Source organism: Nocardioides aquaticus, from assembly GCF_018459925.1.
Classification (GTDB): domain Bacteria; phylum Actinomycetota; class Actinomycetes; order Propionibacteriales; family Nocardioidaceae; genus Nocardioides; species Nocardioides aquaticus.
This window is the reverse complement of record NZ_CP075371.1, coordinates 284,248-302,162: the sequence shown is the minus strand read 5'-3', so window position 1 is coordinate 302,162 and position 17,915 is coordinate 284,248. Positions and strand designations below refer to the sequence as shown.

The following is a 17,915-nucleotide window of genomic DNA, read 5'->3' as shown; positions in this document are numbered from 1 at the left end:
GTGGGCGTGCGTGTGACCGACAGCACACCGCGCCGCCGGTCGCGGCGCCAGGGTTGCAGCATGTTGCGGCGACCGGTCCGTGCGGCGGACCGTGTGGTGCGGCTCACAGTCGCGACCTATCCTCGGGCCATGAGCGGGGTCGACCTGGGCCGACAGGCCCACGAGCTGGCCCGCACGCACGACGTGGTGCTGGCGGGCGGTCGCCCGGACCGGGCGCCGCGGGCCGTGGTCGCCCGCTCCTGGGAGCGGGTCCTGGCGCTCGGGCTGGACCCCGACCGCAGCCACGTGCGGGACCCGCGGGACGCCGCCGAGCTCGCCCGCCGACGGTCCGTCAGTCCGTTGCGCCTGGTGGTGGACGACCTGCGCGCGGTGCTCACCTCGACCGCCGACGCCTCCCAGTTCGTGATGGTCGTCTGCGACGCCGACGGGGTGCTGCTGTGGCGGGAGGGGTCGGCCCGGGTCCTGCGCCAGGCCGACCGCCTGGGGTTCGCCGAGGGCGCCACCTGGACCGAGGGCGCGGTCGGCACCAACGCGATCGGCACGGCGCTGGCCGAGGCCACCGCGGTCCAGCTCTTCTCCGCCGAGCACTTCGAGCACCAGCAGCACCCCTGGTACTGCACGGCCGCGCCGCTGCACGACCCCCGCACCGGGGAGCTGCTCGGCGTCGTGGACGTCAGCGGACCCGCGCTGACCCTGCACCCGGCGCTCGCCGCGCTGGTGGCCAGCGCCGTGCGGGTGGCCGAGCACCAGCTCTGGCGCCGGCACCAGGACGACCTGCACCGGCTGCGGTCCTCGGTCGAGGGCTCGCTGGGTCGCGGTGGGCCGCTGCTGGTCGTCGACGACCACGGGTGGGTGGCGCACCGCGCCGGCGTCGATGCCGGCCGGGACCGGATCGCCGCCCCCCGCGAGCACCAGCCGCTGGCCGTGCCGGGGCTCGGCCTCTGCCTCCCGGTGCGGCTGCCCGGCGGGTGGCTGGTCCGACCGCAGGGCGCCGCGACCCGGCTGGAGGCCGAGCTGGTGCACCTCGACGGCGGGAGGCAGCCGGGCCTGCGGGTGCGGACCGGCGCCGGCAGCGGCCCCGCGGAGAGCTGGACCCGCCCCCTGACCCCGCGCCACGCCGAGCTCCTGCGCCTGCTCGACGCCGCCGGGCCCGCCGGCCTGGGCGCGCGGGAGCTGAGCGTGGCGCTGCACGGCGACGCCGACCACGAGGTCGCGGTGCGCGCCGAGGTCTCCCGCCTGCGCCGCGCGGTGGGCGCCCTCGTCGCCACCCGGCCGTACCGGCTCGCGGACGGCGTGACGCTGCACGACCGCACCCGCTGAGGCGACGGCCCGACACGCCGCGGTCCAGCGGCAGTGGACGACTGATGTCGTCTATGTCTACTATTTCAACCGACTTAGCCTTTTGGGTCGAGTCACTCCTGTCGCTCGTCCCAGAAGGTCTTCCTCATGCGCAAGCTCATCGTCCTCGGCTTCGTGGGCTTCCTCGCCCAGCTCATCGACGGCTCCCTCGGCATGGCCTACGGCGTCACGTCGTCGACCATGCTGCTGGCCGTCGGGGTCGCCCCGGCCGCCGCCTCGGCCGCCGTCCACTTCTCCGAGATCGGCACCTCGCTGGTCTCCGGGTTCTCCCACCACAAGCTCGGCAACGTCGACTGGCGCACCGTGCTGATCCTGGCCGGGCCCGGCTTCGTCGGCGCCTTCGCCGGCGCGACGTTCCTCTCGAGCCTCGACGGCGACACCGCGAAGCCGTGGGTCGCCGGCATCCTGCTGGCCCTCGGCGTCTACGTGATCTACCGGTTCCTGGTGCTGGGCGGTCGCCGTCCGACCTTCAAGGCGCGCCCCTCGGCGCGGATGCTGATGCCGATGGGCCTCTTCGGCGGCGCCATGGACTCCATCGGTGGCGGCGGCTGGGGCCCGGTGGGCACCACGACGCTGCTCTCCTCGGGCCGCCTGGAGCCCCGCAAGGTGGTCGGCTCGATCGACACCTCGGAGTTCGTGGTCGCCGTCGGCGGCTCGCTCGGGTTCCTGATCGGCCTCGGCTCGCAGGGCATCCTCTGGGGCTACGCCCTCGCGCTGCTGATCGGTGGCGTGGTCGCCGCGCCGATCGCGGCCTACCTGGTGAAGATCCTGCCGGCGCGCGTCCTCGGCGTGGCCGCCGGCGGCCTGATCATCCTGACGAACTCCAAGACCATCCTGGAGTCCCTCGGCGCCACCGGCGCCACCGTCGGGGTCGCCGCCGCGTTCCTCTTCGTCCTGTGGATCTCCGGCATCACCTGGGCGGTCAAGCAGGAGCAGCGCACCCGGGCCCTCGAGCGCCAGGGCGTCGAGGTGCCCGCCGTGCCCGTCGTCTGAGCACCGCAACGCCCCGCCCCACCACCGCGGTGGCGGAGCCCGTCGGTCACGGACCGGTGAGCATCGCCACCGCGGCGTCGCGTCCCTGGCGCTCGCGCACCTCGACGCCCTTGGACTCGAGCATCCGGTAGGCGGCGAAGAACGCGTCCAGCTCGTCGAGGAAGGCCGTCGACAGGTCACCGAGGTCGCGCAGGTGGTCGGCGTGGTGGTCCTTGTCCGGCACGACGATCAGCTTGGTCTCGGCCTCCCCGCCGACCTCGAGCAGGTACGCCCCGATCACCCGGCAGCGCATGTGCACCCCGGGGAAGGTCGCCTCCTCGAGCAGCACCAGCGCGTCGAGCGCGTCGCCGTCCTCGCCCTCCGCGCCGATGACGTAGCCGTAGTCGCCCGGGAAGCCGGCCGGCCCGCCCAGGCGCCGGTCGAACCAGATCACGCCGTCGTCGGTGGCCTCGTACTTGTTGCGGCTCCCCCGGGGGATCTCCACGACGACGTCGCAGAACCCGTCCTGGTGCAGGGCCGTGCGGTCGGTGTCATCACTCATCCGAGGACGCTATCGCCGTACCCGGGGGTGAGCGCCAGGCGCGGCGGCCTCCGTAGCGTCGCGCGGGTGAGCGACACCGTGGACCTCGGACCCCTGACCGTGCACCGCGTCGGCTTCGGCGCCATGCAGCTGCCCGGGCCGGGGGTGATGGGCCCGCCCCGGGACCGGGAGGAGGCGCTGGCCGTCCTGCGCCGCGCGGTCGAGCTGGGGGTCGACCACGTCGACACCGCGCAGTTCTACGGGCCGGCGGTCGCCAACGAGCTGATCCGCGAGGCGCTGCACCCGTACGCCGAGGAGCTCGTCCTGGTCTCCAAGGTCGGGGCGACGCGCGACGAGGACGGCGGCTGGCCGCCCGCCCAGCGGCCCGAGCAGCTGCGCGCCGCGGTCGAGGACAACCTGCGCACGCTCGGCGCGGAGCGGCTCGGGGCGGTCAACCTGCGACTGCCGGACGCGGCCCACCCGCTGCCCCCCGACCAGCAGGTCCCGCTCGCCGAGCAGCTCGGCGAGATGGTGGCGCTGCGCGAGGAGGGCAAGATCGCCGGCGTCGGCATCTCGACCGCCAGCCTGGCCCAGGTCGAGCAGGCGATCGCCGAGGCCGACGTGGTCTGCGTGCAGAACGCCTACAGCCTGCTGGACCGCTCCGACGAGGACGTCCTGGAGCTGTGCGGGCGGGCCGGGGTGGCGTACGTGCCGTACTTCCCGCTCGGCTCGGCCTTCCCGGGGCTGCCGAAGGTGACCGAGGACCCGACCGTGCTGACCGTCGCCGAGCGCCTCGGCGCCACCCCGGCCCAGGTCGGCCTGGCCTGGCTGCTGGCGCACGCCGACCACGTCGCGCTGATCCCCGGCACCTCCCGGCGCGCCCACCTCGAGCAGAACTTCGCCGTCCGCGACGTCGTGCTGTCCGCCGACGACGTGGCCGAGCTCGAGGGGGCGACCCGGTAGGTCAGGACCCGACGGACTCCTGGTCCCGCTGGTCGCGGTCGTCGTCGCGACCGGCGAGCGCGCGCTGCTTGCGCTTGTCGGCCAGCAGGCTGGTCGTGGTGACCAGCACCAGGATGCCGACGATCACGCCCAGCGAGGCCAGGGTCGGGATCTCCGGGACGCTCGGGTTCACGATGTGGCCCCAGTGCAGGACCAGCTTGACGCCGATGAAGAGCAGGATCGCGGCCAGGCCGTAGGACAGGTGCACCAGCTTGGACAGCGCGCCCTCGAGCACGAAGTAGAGCGCCCGCAGCCCGAGCAGGGCGAAGGCGTTCGTGGCGAAGACCAGGTACGGGTCTCCGGTGATCCCGAAGACGGCCGGCACGGAGTCGACCGCGAAGACGACGTCGGTGGCGAAGACGGCGACCACGACGACCAGCAGCGGGGTGACGAACCGCTTGCCGTCGCGCACCACGCTGAACTTGGTGCCCTCGTAGTCGTCGGTGACGGGGAAGAAGCGGTTGAGCAGCCGCACGACCCGCATCTCGGAGATGTCGACCGACTGCTCGTGGCCCTTGACCGCGTCGCGGAGCAGCTTGACGCCGGTGGCCAGCAGGATCAGGCCGAAGACCAGGAAGACCCAGTCGAACGCGTCGAGGGCGGCGGCACCGACGGCGATGAAGATGCCGCGCAGCACCAGCGCCCCGATGATCCCGAAGAGCAGGACCCGCTGCTGCAGCGCGCGGGGGACGGCGAAGGCGCCGAGCAGGAGCATGAAGACGAAGAGGTTGTCGACGCTGAGCGACTTCTCGACGAGGTAGCCGGTGTAGTACTCCAGCCCGGTCTGGCCGCCGTGCACCGACCAGACCCACACGCCGAAGGCCAGCGGCAGCGCGACGTAGAACGCCGACCAGCCGACGGCCTCCTTCATCGAGACCTCGTGCGGCTTGCGGGTGAGGGCGAAGTCGAGTGCGAGCAGCGCGACGACGGCGACCAGGGTCACCGTCCAGAGCGTGGGCGTGCCGATGGTGTCCAAGACGGGGTTCTCCTCAGGCGTGACTGCAGACCTGAGGTCTCCCTCGACCGGGGATCCACGCGCAGGAGCTGCAGGCGGGTCCGGCGCCGCCCGGGACGACCGCTGGGGATCGTCGTACTGACCGGGTCGGGCTTGGGTGAGGTACTCCCCTCGTGGAGGAGTCTACAGACCGAGCAGGCCCCGGGCGTACGCCGCCTGCCCGGCGTGCTGCGTGCCGTCGTCGCCCACGCTGACCAGGCGTACGCCGAGGGTCACCGGGGGGTCCCAGCGCTCGTCGACGACGCGGTCGAGGTCGGCGGGCGCGAGGCCGGAGAGGTACGCCGCCGAGCGCGCGTGCACCGCGCGCAGGTAGCCGGCCAGCAGGTCGGCGTCCGCCCGGACGAGCCCGACCTCCTCGGTGGTGTGGCCGTAGCCGATGTCGGCGTCGTCGAGGGGCAGGTCGAAGCGGCGCGCCCACCCGTCGGCGGTCCACACCTGCTCGTGGCCGGCGACGTCGGCGACGTGGTCGTCCTGCACCCGGGCGAGGTGCCAGACCAGCCAGCCGACCGGGTTCGCGTCGTCGCGGGCGGACACGGGCCGCTGCGCCAGCTGCTCGGGCGTCAGCCCGTCGACGGCGGCGAGGGCGTTCTCCTGGACACGGCCGAAGATCTCGACCAGCAGCGCGGCGGGGCTCATGCGGCGACCGTAGCCGGACGCCCAGGAGGGGCCCCTCCGGCCCCATGTCCGGAAGAGCCCCTCGATCGGGGGGCGGCGGGCGCGGGCCCGCCGCCGGGTCAGCGCCTCAGCGCAGCGCCTCGACGGCCGCGACCACGTCGACGAGTCCGTAGCCCTTGTCGAACGAGGTCGTGCCCAGGGCGCCGGGCTCGTAGGCGGCGCCGTCGGTGTACTGGTGGGCGCTCGTCTTCAGCGCCGCCTCCACCTCGGCCGGCGTCGCGGTCGGGTCGGCCTGGAACAGCTGGGCCACGATGCCGGCGACGTGCGGCGCCGCCATCGAGGTGCCGCTGATGGTGTTGAAGGTGCCCACGTCCAGCGGGCCGGGGCCGTTGCGGAAGTCCAGCCCGGTCGAGCAGATCGGCAGGTAGGGCCGGCACGACGAGGTGATGGCCTCCCCCGGGGCGCTCACGTCGGGGTAGGTCGCCTGGTCGCCGGCGAGGCCGCGCGAGGAGTAGTCGGAGACGACCCCGTCGCGGGTGCCGGTGTCCTGGTCGAAGTAGGAGGCCACCGACAGGATGCCGCCGGTGGGGTCCTGGCCGGGCGGGTTGGACAGGTTCGCCGTGCCGTCGCCCCCGTCGTTGCCGTTGGCCCACACGGTCACCACGCCCTCGTCGACCAGCGCGCGCTGCAGCTTGGCCGTGGCGCTCTGCGGGTCGAACTCACCGCCGCCGGTGGGCCCGTAGGAGTTGTTGGTGACCTTGATCGGCGGGCAGGTGCTCGCCGGCACGCCCTCGCCGCACGGCGCGGCGTGGTTCTCCAGGACCCACTCCAGGGCCATGTCGGCGCCGACGATGAACAGCACGGCGCCGGTCGACAGCGACACCACGTTCGCGCCCGGGGCGGCGCCCTGGAGCGTCCCGCCGTCGCTGAGCGTGGTCGGGCGGCCGGCGACGATGCCGCTGACGTGGGTGCCGTGCCCGCCGCCGGAGAGCGTGTCGGTGTCCACGAGCGGACCGGTCTCGACGACCTCGCACAGCGTCTCGGTCGGGTCGCACAGCGTCTTCAGGCTGGCCACCACGGCCGAGGAGCCGTCGGCCTCGCGGAAGTACGGGTGGTTCGGGTCGACGCCGGAGTCGATGACGGCGACCGAGACGCCCTCGCCGGTCAGCGCGGAGCCGTCGGCGCCGGTCAGGGTGGCGGCGGCCTCGGCCCCGCGGGTGGCCTGGTTCGAGGTCTCCTGGGTGAGGTCGATGGGTGCGTTGCCCTCGACGTAGGTCACGCCGGGCTCGGCACGCACGGCCTGGACCTGCGCCTTCGTGCCCTGGGCCGCGACCACGTCGATCGCCTCGAAGGCGTGTCGTGGGGTCATCCCGGTCGCGCCGATCGCGTCCCGCGCGGCCTGCAGCGACGAGCCGTGGACCAGCACGGTCGTGGACCCGGTCAGGCCGCCGAGGGTCCGCCCGAGGTAGTCGGAGACCGGCGCGAGGCCGTCTCCCGCGGCCGCCGGGGCAGCGGACGGGGCTGCCGACGGGGCTGCCGACGGGGCTGCCGACGAGGCCGAGGCGCCGGGGGCCGTCACCCCGGCAGCGCCGGCGGCGAGGGCCAGGACGGCGGTCCCGGTGGTCATCAGGGTGCGCACTGTTCGCTCCATGCGGTCCCCAACGAGGCTTCCCGGCGGAGGTCACGTCCCCCCGGCGAGACGGGCGAGGCCGCGCGGTCTCGTAACCCGGACGGTGCACGGTCGTTCACCCGTACGAGGCCCGCGTCACCGACGCCGTCCGGGCCCGGAGACCAGGAGGACGCATGACGCAGACCGCCCGCCCCGCAGCACGACGGGTGCGCACCGCGCGCGGCGTCGTGGCCCTCGCCGGCGCCGCCGCCCTGGTCGGCCTCAGCGGCGCCCCCGCGGCCGCGGCGACGGTCGCCCAGGCGTCCGGTACGGCCGTCCGGGTCAGCGTGGCAGGCAACCCGGCGGACTCCGGCAGCTTCCGCTCCACCCACGACGGCGACACCGAGCAGACCTCCGGCTCGAACAGCCCGGCCGTCGCACTTCCCGGCCTCGGCGTCGCCTCCGCGGGCACCCTGGCCCAGGACGCGCGGACCCGGGTCCAGGACGGCCGCGGCTACTCCGAGGCCTGCGCCGGGCTCGCCGGCGACGGCGCCACCGTGGTCGGCGTGGGCGAGGGCAGCTGCCTGCAGGGCGGGCAGACGCTGCAGCTGTCGGCCGGCACGCTGGACCTCGCGGCGCTGCTCGACGGGCTCGGCGCGCCGGACGGGGGCCTGCCGGTCGGCCCGGACGACCTCCCGGTGCCGCTCGACCCCGGCCAGCTAGAGGTGCTGACCGACGCCTTCAACGACGCGGTCGACCAGGTCTCGACCCAGCTCGGGAACCCCGGCCTCTTCGTCGACCTCGGGGCGGTCCAGAGCCGGTGCACCTCCGGGCCCGGCACGGCCCAGGGCAGCGCGAGCATCGTCGGGGCCCGCGCCTACGCCCAGTTCCAGGGCGAGCCGGTCGAGCTCGTCCGGCTGCCCGTGAACCCCGCGCCGAACACCAAGGTCGTCACCGACCTGGGCGCGGTCTCGGAGAAGGTGCGCGGCGCGCTGATCGCGCAGTTCACGTCCGGCCTCGACGGAGGACTGGCTCCCCTGGCCGAGGCGGCAAAGAACGCGGCGATCGACGCGGCCCTGGCCCAGATCAGCGAGCAGCTCGCGCCCCTGGAGCAGAACCTGCTCGACGTCACGCTGAACAAGCAGGTCCGCCAGGGCGCCGACCAGATCACGGTCACGGCGCTCGACGCGCAGGTGCTCCCGGTCGCCGCCGAGCAGCTCGGCGCCTCCGCGGTCTCGCTGCAGATCGGCGAGTCGGCCTGCGGCCCGAGCGGCCAGGTCACCACGGCGCAGCCCACGCCCACGCCGGACCCGGCCCCCGACCCGCAGCCGCGACCCGAGCCCGCCCCGCGCACCCCCACCGTGGTGCCCGCCGGTGTGGCCACCGCTCCCGACACGGGCCTGTCCGGCACCGGCGTCGCCGCCCTGGCCGGTCTGGTCGCGCTCGCCCTGGCCGCCGGCGTGGGGCGTCGCCCCGGGCGGGACGGCTGAGCGTGGCCGCGGCCCTGGGCGGGCTCACCCGCCTGCTGCTGGCGGCCGCGGCGGTCGTGGCCGTGGTCCTGCTGGTCCTGAACGACGACGGCGGCGAGCCGAGCGCCTTCCGCTCGCTGCCGCCGAGCGTGCCGGTGCAGGTCGTCGTGCCCTCGCTGGGCGTCGAGGCCGGGATCGACCCGGTCGCGGTCTCGGCCGACCGGGTCCTCGACCCTCCCGAGGACGTCGACCGGGTCGGCTGGTGGGACGCCAGCGCCGAGCCGGGCGCGGACGCCGGGCAGACGGTGCTCACCGGCCACGCCGTGCACACCGGCGGCGGCGTGCTCGACCGGCTCCCGGCCGTACGCCCCGGCGCCCGCGTCGACCTGCGGACCGACGAGGGCCTGATGCGCTACCGGGTGACCGACGTCGAGACGCTCGGCCGCGACGAGGTCGCGGCGCGCACCGAGGAGCTCTTCGGCCAGGACCGCGGGGACGGTCGGCTGGTGCTGGTCTCCTGCACCGAGTGGGACGGCGCGGTCTACCGCAGCAACGTCGTGGTCACCGCGCGCCCGCTCGGCGAGCCCCGCCCCGCCGCCCGGCTGTAACGCTGCGTTACTTCGTCTGGCGCGGCGTCCTGACGCTGCACGAGAGGGAGTAACACAGCGTTACAGCCGGGCGGTCCGTCGCGCGGCGGCCGGGGCCGGGGCGGCCAGCAGCGCCGCGAGCCCGGTCGTCAGCGGGACCGCCAGCACCAGGCCGATCGCGCTGGTCAGGGTGCGCACGATCTCCTCGGTCAGCACGCCCGACGAGATCAGCTCCAGGAACGGCCGGTCGAGCAGCGAGACCAGCATCAGCACGATCAGGGCCGCTCCGGTGTAGGCGAAGAGCAGGGTGTAGATGCTGGAGGCGATGTGGTCGCGTCCGATCCGCATCGCGCTGGCGAAGACCTGGCGCCGCGGCATCCCGGGCTGGGCGGCCCGCAGCTCCCAGACCACGGAGGCCTGGGTGATGGTCACGTCGTTGAGCACGCCGAGCCCGGTCAGCACGATCCCGCAGATCAGCAGGCCCCGGAAGTCGAGCCCGGAGACCTGGCCGGCCAGCAGTCCGCCGGTCTCGTCCGAGATGCCCGACAGGCGGGTGCCGCCCATCGCGAGCAGGCCGAGCACCCCGGTCAGCGCCACCCCCACCAGCGTGCCGAGCAGCGCGACGCTGCTGCGCATCGAGAACCCGTGGGTGGTGTAGAGGACCACCACCATGATCGCGGTGGCGCTGGTCATCGCCACCGCCAGCCCGTTCTCGCCGACCAGCAGCGCGGGCAGGGTGAACTGCCAGACCACGACCGCGCCGAGCCCCAGGCCGACCAGCCCCATCAACCCCCGCAGCCGGGCGACGACGACCACCGCGACCACGAAGATCCCGAGCAGCCAGGCCAGGGCGCCGCCCCGCTGGACCTGCGAGAACTGGTACGACGCGGCCCCCTCGGCCGGCACCCGCACGACCAGCACGGAGTCGCCCTCGGTCAGTCCCGAGCGGGACACCTCCGGCGCGACCGGGAACACCGCCCGGTCGCCCTCCCCCGCGCCCTCGGTGACGGTGGCGGCGACCTGCCCGCAGGTGAGCGCGGCACCCGTACGGCCACCCGCCCCGCCGCGCACGGCACCGTCCTCGACCGCGGCCCGTTCCCCGTCGGCGCAGGGCTCGGCCACCTCGGTGACGTCGGCCGTCACGAACTCGGTGTCCTCGGTGGCGAAGGCCGGCGGCCCGCCCTCGCCGAAGTCGGGCTCGCGGTCGGGCCACAGCCAGACAGCGCCGACGACCGCGGCCACCACGAACGCGGCCAGGGAGACCAGCACGGCGGTACGGGCGAGCGTGCCCACCTCGACCGCGTCGTCGGCGGCCCCGTCCTGCCCGTGGCCGTGCCCGTGCGTCTCCTCGGCGCGACGGTGCCGGCTCATCCGGCCGGGCGGGTGTAGGCGGTGGTGATCGTGTGGTCCTTGGCCGGGCCCCGCACCTGCCAGGTCACCGTCCAGCGCACCTGGTCGGGCACGTCGACGAGCCCGCGGTAGAGGTCGTCCGCGCACGGGTGGTCGACCCGGACCCCCGGCGACCACGGGTGGAAGGGGCGGCCGTCGTCGAAGGTGACCTGCCAGGACCCGTCCGCGTCGGGGACGACGAGCAGCGTGCGGTGCACCGCGGCCGGGGCGCTCCCCGGCCTGGTGAGCACGCCCTCCTCGTGCCAGCGGACCCGGCCGTCGCCGACCTGCTCGAGCAGGGCCGTGCCGGTGACGCTCAGGCGTGCGGAGGCGTACCGGTCCTCGACGTCCCGCTCGAGGCTCCACCGGCCGAGCAGGTCCAGCGGCGTCGGTGTCGTCGTCAGGGTCGGCGTCGGGGTCGGCGTCCTCGGCATGCGGCAAGGTTAGGGGCCCCTGGCACGATCACGTCATGGGTCCGCGCCGCCTGACCGTCCTCGCCCCGCTCCTCGGCCTCGCGCTGGTCGCCTCCGCGTGCTCCGGAGGCGACGCGGAGCCGGACGCCGCTCCGAGCAGCGCGGTGTCACCGTCGGGACCGCCGTCCTCCGCGCCGTCGGACGAGGCGTCGGACGAGCCGTCGGACGAGGCGTCGGACGAGCCGACGACGGCGCCGTCCCGCGAGCCCGTCCAGCGCGAGGAGCCCGACCCCGTCTCGCTGGCGGCGTACTACGCCGAGAACCGCGACTACGACGGCGGTGGTCTGCGGCTGGGCGCGGTGCGCGAGCAGACCGACGCCTACACCTCGTACGACGCGACCTACCGCAGCGGCGACCTGACGATCTCCGGCGTGCTGAACGTGCCCACCGGGCCGGGCCCGTTCCCCGCGGTCGTCTTGGCGCACGGCTACATCGACCCCGACGTCTACGTGCGCGGCCAGGGCATGACCCGGGAGCGCGGGGTGCTGGCCTCGCGGGGCTTCGTGGCGCTCCACGTCGACTACCGCGCGCACGCGGAGTCCGACGGCACCGAGGAGCAGGCCGAGCGCGACGTCCGGCTCGGCTACGTCGCCGACGTCGTCAACGCCGCCGCGGCCCTGCGCCGCAGCCAGGACGTGCCCGTGGACGACGACCGGGTCGCGCTGTTCGGCCGCTCGATGGGCGGCGGGGTCATGCTCCGGGCGCTCGCCGCCGCCCCGGGCGCCTACGACGCGGGCGTCGGGTGGGCCTCGGTGAGCTCGCGCGAGGACGACAACTTCAACCAGTTCACCGCCCCCGACCGCGACGAGGTCGCCTCGTACGTGGAGCGGGAGTACGGCCTGCCGGGCTCGCCCCGGGGCCGCGAGTTCTGGCCCGCGGTCAGCGCCCGACCGTCCTTCGACCGGGTCACCGAGCCGGTCCTGCTGGTGCACGGCACCAACGACGACACCTGTCCCCTGCAGTGGGCGCGGGACTCCCAGGGCGCCCTGCGCGACGCCGGGGTGGACTCCACCCTCGAGCTCTACGAAGACGGCCACGCCTTCGGCCCCGCGTTCTTCCCCGCGATGGACGACACGATCGCGTTCCTGCGCGAGAAGATGTAGCGCCCGGGCCCCGCGGGCGCACCCTCAGAGTGCGGGCCGGATCACCGTGACCCCGCCGGCGCCCGCGCCCGGGGTGTCCAGGGCGACCAGACGGCGTACGGCCTCCTCCAGCCCGACCTCGTCGCGCAGGAGCCGCTGCGGGGCGTACGTCCCGTCCGCCACCCGCGCGAGCAGGGCCGGGTAGGACGTCGCGGACAGGCCGTGGCTGCCGAGCACCTGCAGCTCGCGGGCGACGACCAGCCCGAGGTCGACCGGCGGCGTCGCGTCGGCGCCGCCGAGCAGCCCCACCTGGACGTGCCGGCCGCGCGGGCGCAGGCAGGCCAGGGAGGCGGCGACGACGTCACGGGAACCGCGGCAGTCCAGGGACAGGTCCGCGCCGTCGGCGGTGAGGGCCGAGACCGTGGCGGCGGCGTCCTCCGGGGTGACGGCGGTCGCGCCGAGGTCGACGGCGAGGGCCCGGGAGGCCGCGGCGGGGTCGACCGCGACCACCTGCGCGCCCTCCGCGACCGCGACCATCACGGCCGCCAGGCCGACGCCGCCGCAGCCGTGCACGACGACCGTCTCCCCCGCGCGGACGCGTCCCACCTCGAGCACCGCGCGGTACGCCGTGGCGAAGCGGCACCCGAGGCCGCAGGCGACCGCGGCCTCGACGCCCGTCGGGAGCGGGACCAGGTTCACCTCGGCGCGCGGCAGCGCGACCCGCTCGGCCCACGAGCCCCACTGCGTGAAACCCGGCTGGAGCTGGCGGGCGCAGACCTGCTGGTCCCCGCGGGCGCAGGCCGGGCAGACGCCGCAGGCCAGCACGAACGGCGTGGTCACCCGGTCGCCCTCGACGAAGCCGGCCGCGTCCGGCCCGACCTCCACCACCGTGCCGGCCAGCTCGTGGCCGAGCACGTGCGGCAGGCGTACGCCGTCGTCGTGGCCCTGCCAGGCGTGCCAGTCGCTGCGGCACAGCCCGGTGGCCTCGACCGCCACGACGACCCCGTCGTCCGGGCAGGCCGGCTCCTCGACGTCCGCCACCCGCGGGGGCTCACCGAACGCCTCGACCAGGACCGCTCTCATGCGTCCATCCTGGCCGACGCCCCCGGGTCGTGGATCACTGCCACCTGGTGGCACCGATTCGCGACCCGACCACGGACGCCCTGTCCGCGAGCGTCACCTCGGCGCGCCGCAAGCGTCACCTCGGCTAGCTGGCGCCGGCCTCCACCCCACCGAGCCGCAGCCAGGTGTCGACGACGGTGTCGGGGTTCAGCGACATCGTCTCGATGCCCTGCGCGACCAGCCACTCGGCCATGTCGGGATGGTCCGAGGGGCCCTGGCCGCAGATCCCGACGTACTTGCCCTGCTTGAGGCAGGCAGCGATCGCCAGCGACAGCATGTGCTGCACGGCCGGGTCGCGCTCGTCGAAGGAGGCCGCCACCAGGCTCGAGTCGCGGTCCAGGCCGAGCGTCAGCTGGGTCATGTCGTTGGAGCCGATCGAGAAGCCGTCGAAGTGCTCGAGGAACTGCTCGGCGATGACCGCGTTCGAGGGGACCTCGCACATCATCACGACCTGGAGCTCGTTCTCGCCGCGGACCAGCCCGTGCTTGCCGAGCAGGTCGATGACGCCCTTGGCCTCGGCGACGGTCCGCACGAAGGGGATCATGATCTTGACGTTGGTCAGACCCATCTCCTCGCGGACGTACTTCAGCGCTTCGGCCTCCATCGCGAAGCACTCCGCGAAGTCCTCCGAGAGGTAGCGCGACGCGCCGCGGTACCCGATCATCGGGTTCTCCTCGTGCGGCTCGTAGGTCTCGCCGCCGACGAGGTTGGCGTACTCGTTGGACTTGAAGTCGCTCATCCGCACGATCACCGGCTCCGGCGCGAACGCCGCCGCGATCATCGAGACGCCCTCGGCCACGCGCTTGACGAAGAACTCGCGCGGCGAGTCGTAGGCCGCGATGATCTCCTCGACCTCCTCGCGCAGGGCGGGGTCGAGCGAGTCCGGGTCGGCCTCCAGGTCGAGCAGCGCCTTGGGGTGCACGCCGATCTGGCGGTTGATGATGAACTCCAGCCGGGCCAGGCCCACGCCGCGGTGCGGCAGCCTGGAGAAGGCGAACGCCTGCTCGGGCGTGCCGACGTTCATCATGATCTTGACCGGGATCTCCGGCATCTCGCTGAGCTCGGTGGTCTCGACGTCGAAGTCGAGGAGGCCCTCGTAGACCAGGCCGGTGTCGCCCTCGGCGCAGGACACGGTGACCTCGCGGCCGTCGGCCAGGTCCGTGGTGCCGCTGGTGGTGCCGACCACGGCGGGGATGCCGAGCTCGCGGGCGATGATCGCGGCGTGGCAGGTGCGCCCGCCGCGGTTGGTCACGATCGCCGACGCGCGCTTCATGATCGGCTCCCAGTCGGGGTCGGTCATGTCGGCCACGAGCACCTCGCCGGCCTGGAACTCGTGCATCTGGTCGACCGACCTCAGCACGCGTACGGCGCCGGCGCCGATCTTCTGGCCGATCGCGCGGCCCTCGACGACGACGTCGGCGCCCTTGGTCACCGAGGAGTCGATGCTGAACCGCTCGGTGGCACCCGTACGCCGGGACTGCACCGTCTCGGGGCGCGCCTGGAGCACGTACAGCCTGCCGTCGAGGCCGTCCTTGCCCCACTCGATGTCCATCGGGCGCCCGTAGTGCTGCTCGATGGTGACCGCGTGCCGGGCCAGCTCCTCGACCTCGGCGTCGGTGAGGCTGAAGCGGCGCGACTCGGCCGGCTCCACGTCGACGAACTCGGTGGTACGGCCCACCTCGGTGTCCTCGGTGTAGACCATCTTGGTGGCCTTGGCACCGATCCCGCGCTTGAGCACGGCCGGCTTCCCGAGCTTGAGCGCGGGCTTGTAGACGTAGAACTCGTCGGGGTTGACGGCGCCCTGGACGACGCCCTCGCCGAGCCCGAAGGCCGAGGTGACGAACACGGCGTCGGTGAAGCCCGACTCGGTGTCCATGGTGAACATGACGCCGGACGAGCCGATGTCGGAGCGGACCATCCGCTGCACGCCGGCCGAGAGCCCGACGTCGCCGTGGGCGAAGCCGTGGTGGACGCGGTAGGCGATCGCGCGGTCGTTGTAGAGCGAGGCGTACACCTCGCGCACCGACAGCAGCACCGCGTCGATGCCGCGGACGTTGAGGAAGGTCTCCTGCTGGCCGGCGAAGGAGGCGTCGGGGAGGTCCTCGGCGGTGGCCGAGGAGCGGACCGCGAACGACGGCTCCTCGCCGTCCTCGCCCCGCGAGCTCTCGACCAGCTGGTCGTAGGCGGTGCGGATGTCGCGCTCGAGGTCCTCGGGGAACTCCTGCTCCACCACGGCGGCGCGGATCTCCTTGCCGACCTCGGCCAGGCGGCGGGTGTCGTCGGTGTCCAGGTCGTCGACCAGCGCGGAGATCCTCTCGGCGAGACCGGTGTCGCCGATGAAGTGGTGGTAGGCCTGCGCGGTGGTCGCGAACCCGTCCGGCACCGCGACCCCGAGGTCGGCGAGGTTGCTGACCATCTCGCCGAGGGAGGCGTTCTTGCCGCCGACCTCCTCCAGGTCGCCCATCCCGATCTCGGAGAACCACCGCACGTGGCTGGCGTCGGGCTTCGCTGCCTGCTGGTCGGCCTGGGTGTCGCTCATGCTCGTCCTCCACGGTTCCGGGTGCTGCTGGGCTGGGTGGTGCTGCCGCCGGCGCGGCGGGAGAGGGTCTGGATGATCAGCGCCGAGATCTCCTCGACCGACTTCGCCGAGGTGTCGATCGAGGGCACCCGGTGGGCGCGGTAGAGCTCGGTGGCGCGGCGCAGCTCCCACCGGCACTGCTCCGGCGAGGCGTAGGTCGAGTTCGGGCGACGCTCGTTGCGGACCCGGCTGAGCCGGTCGGCGTTGGTGATCAGCCCGAAGCAGCGGTCCCGGAACGGCTCGACCGGTCGCGGCAGGCCGGAGGCCTCCAGGTCCTCGTCGACCAACGGGTAGTTGGCCACGAACAGCCCGTGCTGGAGCGCGAGGTACATGCTGGTCGGCGTCTTGCCGCAGCGCGAGGGCGCCAGCAGGATCACGTCGGCCTTCTCCATCGCGCGCAGGCTCTGCCCGTCGTCGTGCTCGATGGTGAACTCCACCGCCGACATCCGGGCGTTGTAGCGCTTGACGTCACCGACGCCGTGCAGCTTCATCGCCTCGCGCTTGCCCCGGCGGTCCAGGATCGCCTCCACGCGACCCATGTGCAGGTCGAAGAAGTCGATGATCGGCGCGGTCGTCTTGCGCAGCTCCAGGCGTACGGCGTCCTCGGCCGCGGTGGTGAACACCAGCGGCGTCGTCGGCCCGGCCGCGACCTCGTCGATCATCGCCACCACGCGGGCGGCGTCCTCGACGGTGGAGATGAACGGGATGGTGGTCCGCTCGAACGGCACGTCGGGGAACTGCAGCAGCAGGGCGTTGCCCATGGTCTCGGCGCTGATCCCCGTGCTGTCGGAGAGGAAGAACACCGGCACGACCGCGTCCGCTTCGTCCGCCACGCTGCACCTCCCGGGAGTGAGGGGACGAACCTAGCGCCCGCGGGCGCCGCGCAGGAGGCCACCCGGCTGGTGGATGGGTGCGTGCAAGGCTCGCGACATGGAACCGGTCGTGGTGGTGGGAGCCGGCATCGCCGGGGTCGCGTGCGCAGCCGAGCTGGTCCGGGCCCAGGTGCCGGTCCGGGTCGTGGACCGCGGCCGCCGGATGGGCGGGCGCCTGGCGAGCCGCCGCCTGGACGACCGACCGGTCGACCTCGGCGCCTCCTACCTGACCGCCACGCAGGACGGCGACTTCGCCAAGGTCGTCGACCGATGGCGTACGCGGGGGCTGGCGTTCCCGTGGACCGACACGTTCGTGGCGCTCGACGCCTCCGCCGGGGGCGCCGACGGGAGGCCGTCGGCCGAGGTGAAGACCGGGCCCGTGCGGTGGGGCGCCACCGGCGGCCTGCGGTCGCTGGTCGAGGCCCTCGCCGGGACCGCGGGCGTGACGGTCGAGGAGGGCGCGGTGTCCTCGGTGACGGCGACGGCCGACGGTCTCGACGTCGACGGAGCCACCGCGCCGGCCGTCGTGCTGGCGATGCCGGACGAGCAGGCGGCCCGGCTGCTCGGCGAGGGGCTGGTGCGGCACCGTGAGCAGCTCACCCGGCCCTCCGAGCCGATCCTGGCGCTGGCGGCCTGGTGGGGCGCACGCACCTGGGACGGCGTGGTGGCCCCGGGGCCCTTCCACGGCGCGTTCGTCAACGGCGACGACCACCTCTCCTGGATCGCCGACGACGGCCGCCGCCGCGGCGACGACGCCCCCGTCCTCGTCGCGCACTCCACCCCGGCCCTGGCCGCGGCGAACCTGGAGGACCCGCAGGCCGCGGGGCCGGCCATGCTCGCCGCGCTGCAGCGGCTGCTGCGCATCGAGGACGACCCCGCCGGCACCTACGTGCAGCGCTGGTCCGTGGCCCGCCCGACCGGCGAGCGCGACGACCCGTACCTGCTGACGGAGTCGGGCCTCGGCGTCTGTGGCGACGGCTGGGGCGGCCCGCCGAAGGTCGAGACCGCCTGGACCTCCGGGCGCGACCTCGGCCGGGCGCTGGCGGCGCGGCTCGGCTGACCCCGGGCTGCCGGGCCGCGGGTGCGGCCGCGGGTGCGGGTGCGGGTGCCAGCCAGCTGTAACGCTGTGTTACTTCGTCTGGTCCAGCGTCGTGACGCCGCACCAGACGAAGTAACACAGCGTTACAGCGGCGGCTCGGTGCGGCGGGGCGGCGGCTCGGGGCGGCGGGG

The 17,915-nt window shown here is 74.3% G+C and carries 16 protein-coding genes; 7 read left to right on the top strand and 9 right to left on the bottom strand.

All coding sequences use genetic code 11. The features are described from left to right. Positions 1-129: 129 nt before the first annotated feature. Together ENKNEFLB_RS01505 and ENKNEFLB_RS01500 are read left to right on the top strand one after the other, a co-directional pair. Positions 130-1,320 carry a sigma-54-dependent transcriptional regulator family protein gene (locus tag ENKNEFLB_RS01505; protein ID WP_214057587.1) on the top strand — a complete coding sequence of 397 codons (1,191 nt, stop codon included), beginning with the start codon at positions 130-132 and terminating at the stop codon, positions 1,318-1,320. 126 nt (positions 1,321-1,446) lie between these two features. After that, positions 1,447-2,352: a sulfite exporter TauE/SafE family protein gene (locus tag ENKNEFLB_RS01500; RefSeq protein ID WP_214057586.1), complete on the top strand. Its 906-nt coding sequence runs from the start codon at positions 1,447-1,449 to the stop codon at positions 2,350-2,352. A gap of 46 nt (positions 2,353-2,398) precedes the next feature. On the opposite strand, the gene ENKNEFLB_RS01495 is transcribed toward ENKNEFLB_RS01500, so the two are convergent. After that, positions 2,399-2,893, bottom strand: a complete 495-nt coding sequence (locus ENKNEFLB_RS01495) for an inorganic diphosphatase (RefSeq protein WP_214057585.1) — start codon at positions 2,891-2,893, stop codon at positions 2,399-2,401. Between the two features lie 66 nt (positions 2,894-2,959). Between ENKNEFLB_RS01495 and ENKNEFLB_RS01490 the strand changes: the two genes are divergently transcribed. After that, positions 2,960-3,835: an oxidoreductase gene (locus tag ENKNEFLB_RS01490; protein WP_214057584.1), complete on the top strand. Its 876-nt coding sequence runs from the start codon at positions 2,960-2,962 to the stop codon at positions 3,833-3,835. 1 nt (position 3,836) lies between these two features. Here the strand turns inward: ENKNEFLB_RS01490 and ENKNEFLB_RS01485 are convergent, their stop codons facing one another. The 3 genes from ENKNEFLB_RS01485 to ENKNEFLB_RS01475 form a co-directional block, all read right to left on the bottom strand. Continuing rightward, positions 3,837-4,850, bottom strand: coding sequence for a TerC/Alx family metal homeostasis membrane protein (locus tag ENKNEFLB_RS01485; protein ID WP_214057583.1), 1,014 nt, complete (start codon positions 4,848-4,850; stop codon positions 3,837-3,839). Between the two features lie 162 nt (positions 4,851-5,012). Continuing rightward, positions 5,013-5,525, bottom strand: coding sequence for a mycothiol transferase (locus ENKNEFLB_RS01480; RefSeq protein WP_214057582.1), 513 nt, complete (start codon positions 5,523-5,525; stop codon positions 5,013-5,015). A 106-nt stretch (positions 5,526-5,631) separates the two neighbouring features. Then, positions 5,632-7,131, bottom strand: a complete 1,500-nt coding sequence (locus tag ENKNEFLB_RS01475) for a S8 family serine peptidase (RefSeq protein ID WP_214057581.1) — start codon at positions 7,129-7,131, stop codon at positions 5,632-5,634. A gap of 176 nt (positions 7,132-7,307) precedes the next feature. Between ENKNEFLB_RS01475 and ENKNEFLB_RS01470 the strand changes: the two genes are divergently transcribed. Then, positions 7,308-8,603, top strand: a complete 1,296-nt coding sequence (locus ENKNEFLB_RS01470) for a hypothetical protein (protein WP_214057580.1) — start codon at positions 7,308-7,310, stop codon at positions 8,601-8,603. A gap of 2 nt (positions 8,604-8,605) precedes the next feature. Further along, positions 8,606-9,190: a class F sortase gene (locus tag ENKNEFLB_RS01465; protein ID WP_214057579.1), complete on the top strand. Its 585-nt coding sequence runs from the start codon at positions 8,606-8,608 to the stop codon at positions 9,188-9,190. A gap of 60 nt (positions 9,191-9,250) precedes the next feature. Here ENKNEFLB_RS01465 and ENKNEFLB_RS01460 read toward each other — a convergent pair whose 3' ends face one another. Together ENKNEFLB_RS01460 and ENKNEFLB_RS01455 are read right to left on the bottom strand one after the other, a co-directional pair. Next, positions 9,251-10,540 (bottom strand): YibE/F family protein, encoded by a 1,290-nt coding sequence (locus ENKNEFLB_RS01460; protein WP_246535779.1) that lies wholly within the window; start codon positions 10,538-10,540, stop codon positions 9,251-9,253. Continuing rightward, positions 10,537-10,992, bottom strand: a complete 456-nt coding sequence (locus ENKNEFLB_RS01455) for a DUF6314 family protein (RefSeq protein WP_214057578.1) — start codon at positions 10,990-10,992, stop codon at positions 10,537-10,539. Before ENKNEFLB_RS01455 ends, ENKNEFLB_RS01460 begins: the two co-directional genes overlap by 4 nt. 35 nt (positions 10,993-11,027) lie before the next feature. Between ENKNEFLB_RS01455 and ENKNEFLB_RS01450 the strand changes: the two genes are divergently transcribed. Beyond that, complete coding sequence (locus ENKNEFLB_RS01450; RefSeq protein ID WP_214057577.1) at positions 11,028-12,134, top strand: alpha/beta hydrolase family protein; 1,107 nt, start codon at positions 11,028-11,030, stop codon at positions 12,132-12,134. 24 nt (positions 12,135-12,158) lie between these two features. On the opposite strand, the gene ENKNEFLB_RS01445 is transcribed toward ENKNEFLB_RS01450, so the two are convergent. From ENKNEFLB_RS01445 to ENKNEFLB_RS01435, 3 genes are all read right to left on the bottom strand, one after another. Continuing rightward, a complete protein-coding gene (locus ENKNEFLB_RS01445; protein ID WP_214057576.1) occupies positions 12,159-13,196 on the bottom strand; it encodes an alcohol dehydrogenase catalytic domain-containing protein in 1,038 nt (345 codons plus the stop codon). Between the two features lie 124 nt (positions 13,197-13,320). Then, positions 13,321-15,774 carry a phosphoenolpyruvate synthase gene (ppsA, locus tag ENKNEFLB_RS01440; RefSeq protein WP_214057575.1) on the bottom strand — a complete coding sequence of 818 codons (2,454 nt, stop codon included), beginning with the start codon at positions 15,772-15,774 and terminating at the stop codon, positions 13,321-13,323. After that, entirely contained in the window at positions 15,771-16,646 is an 876-nt protein-coding gene (locus ENKNEFLB_RS01435) for a pyruvate, water dikinase regulatory protein (protein ID WP_214057574.1), read from the bottom strand. The genes ppsA and ENKNEFLB_RS01435 overlap by 4 nt, the downstream gene beginning before the upstream one ends. Before the next feature lie 97 nt (positions 16,647-16,743). Between ENKNEFLB_RS01435 and ENKNEFLB_RS01430 the strand changes: the two genes are divergently transcribed. After that, positions 16,744-17,745 (top strand): NAD(P)/FAD-dependent oxidoreductase, encoded by a 1,002-nt coding sequence (locus ENKNEFLB_RS01430; protein ID WP_214057573.1) that lies wholly within the window; start codon positions 16,744-16,746, stop codon positions 17,743-17,745. Positions 17,746-17,915 lie beyond the last annotated feature (170 nt).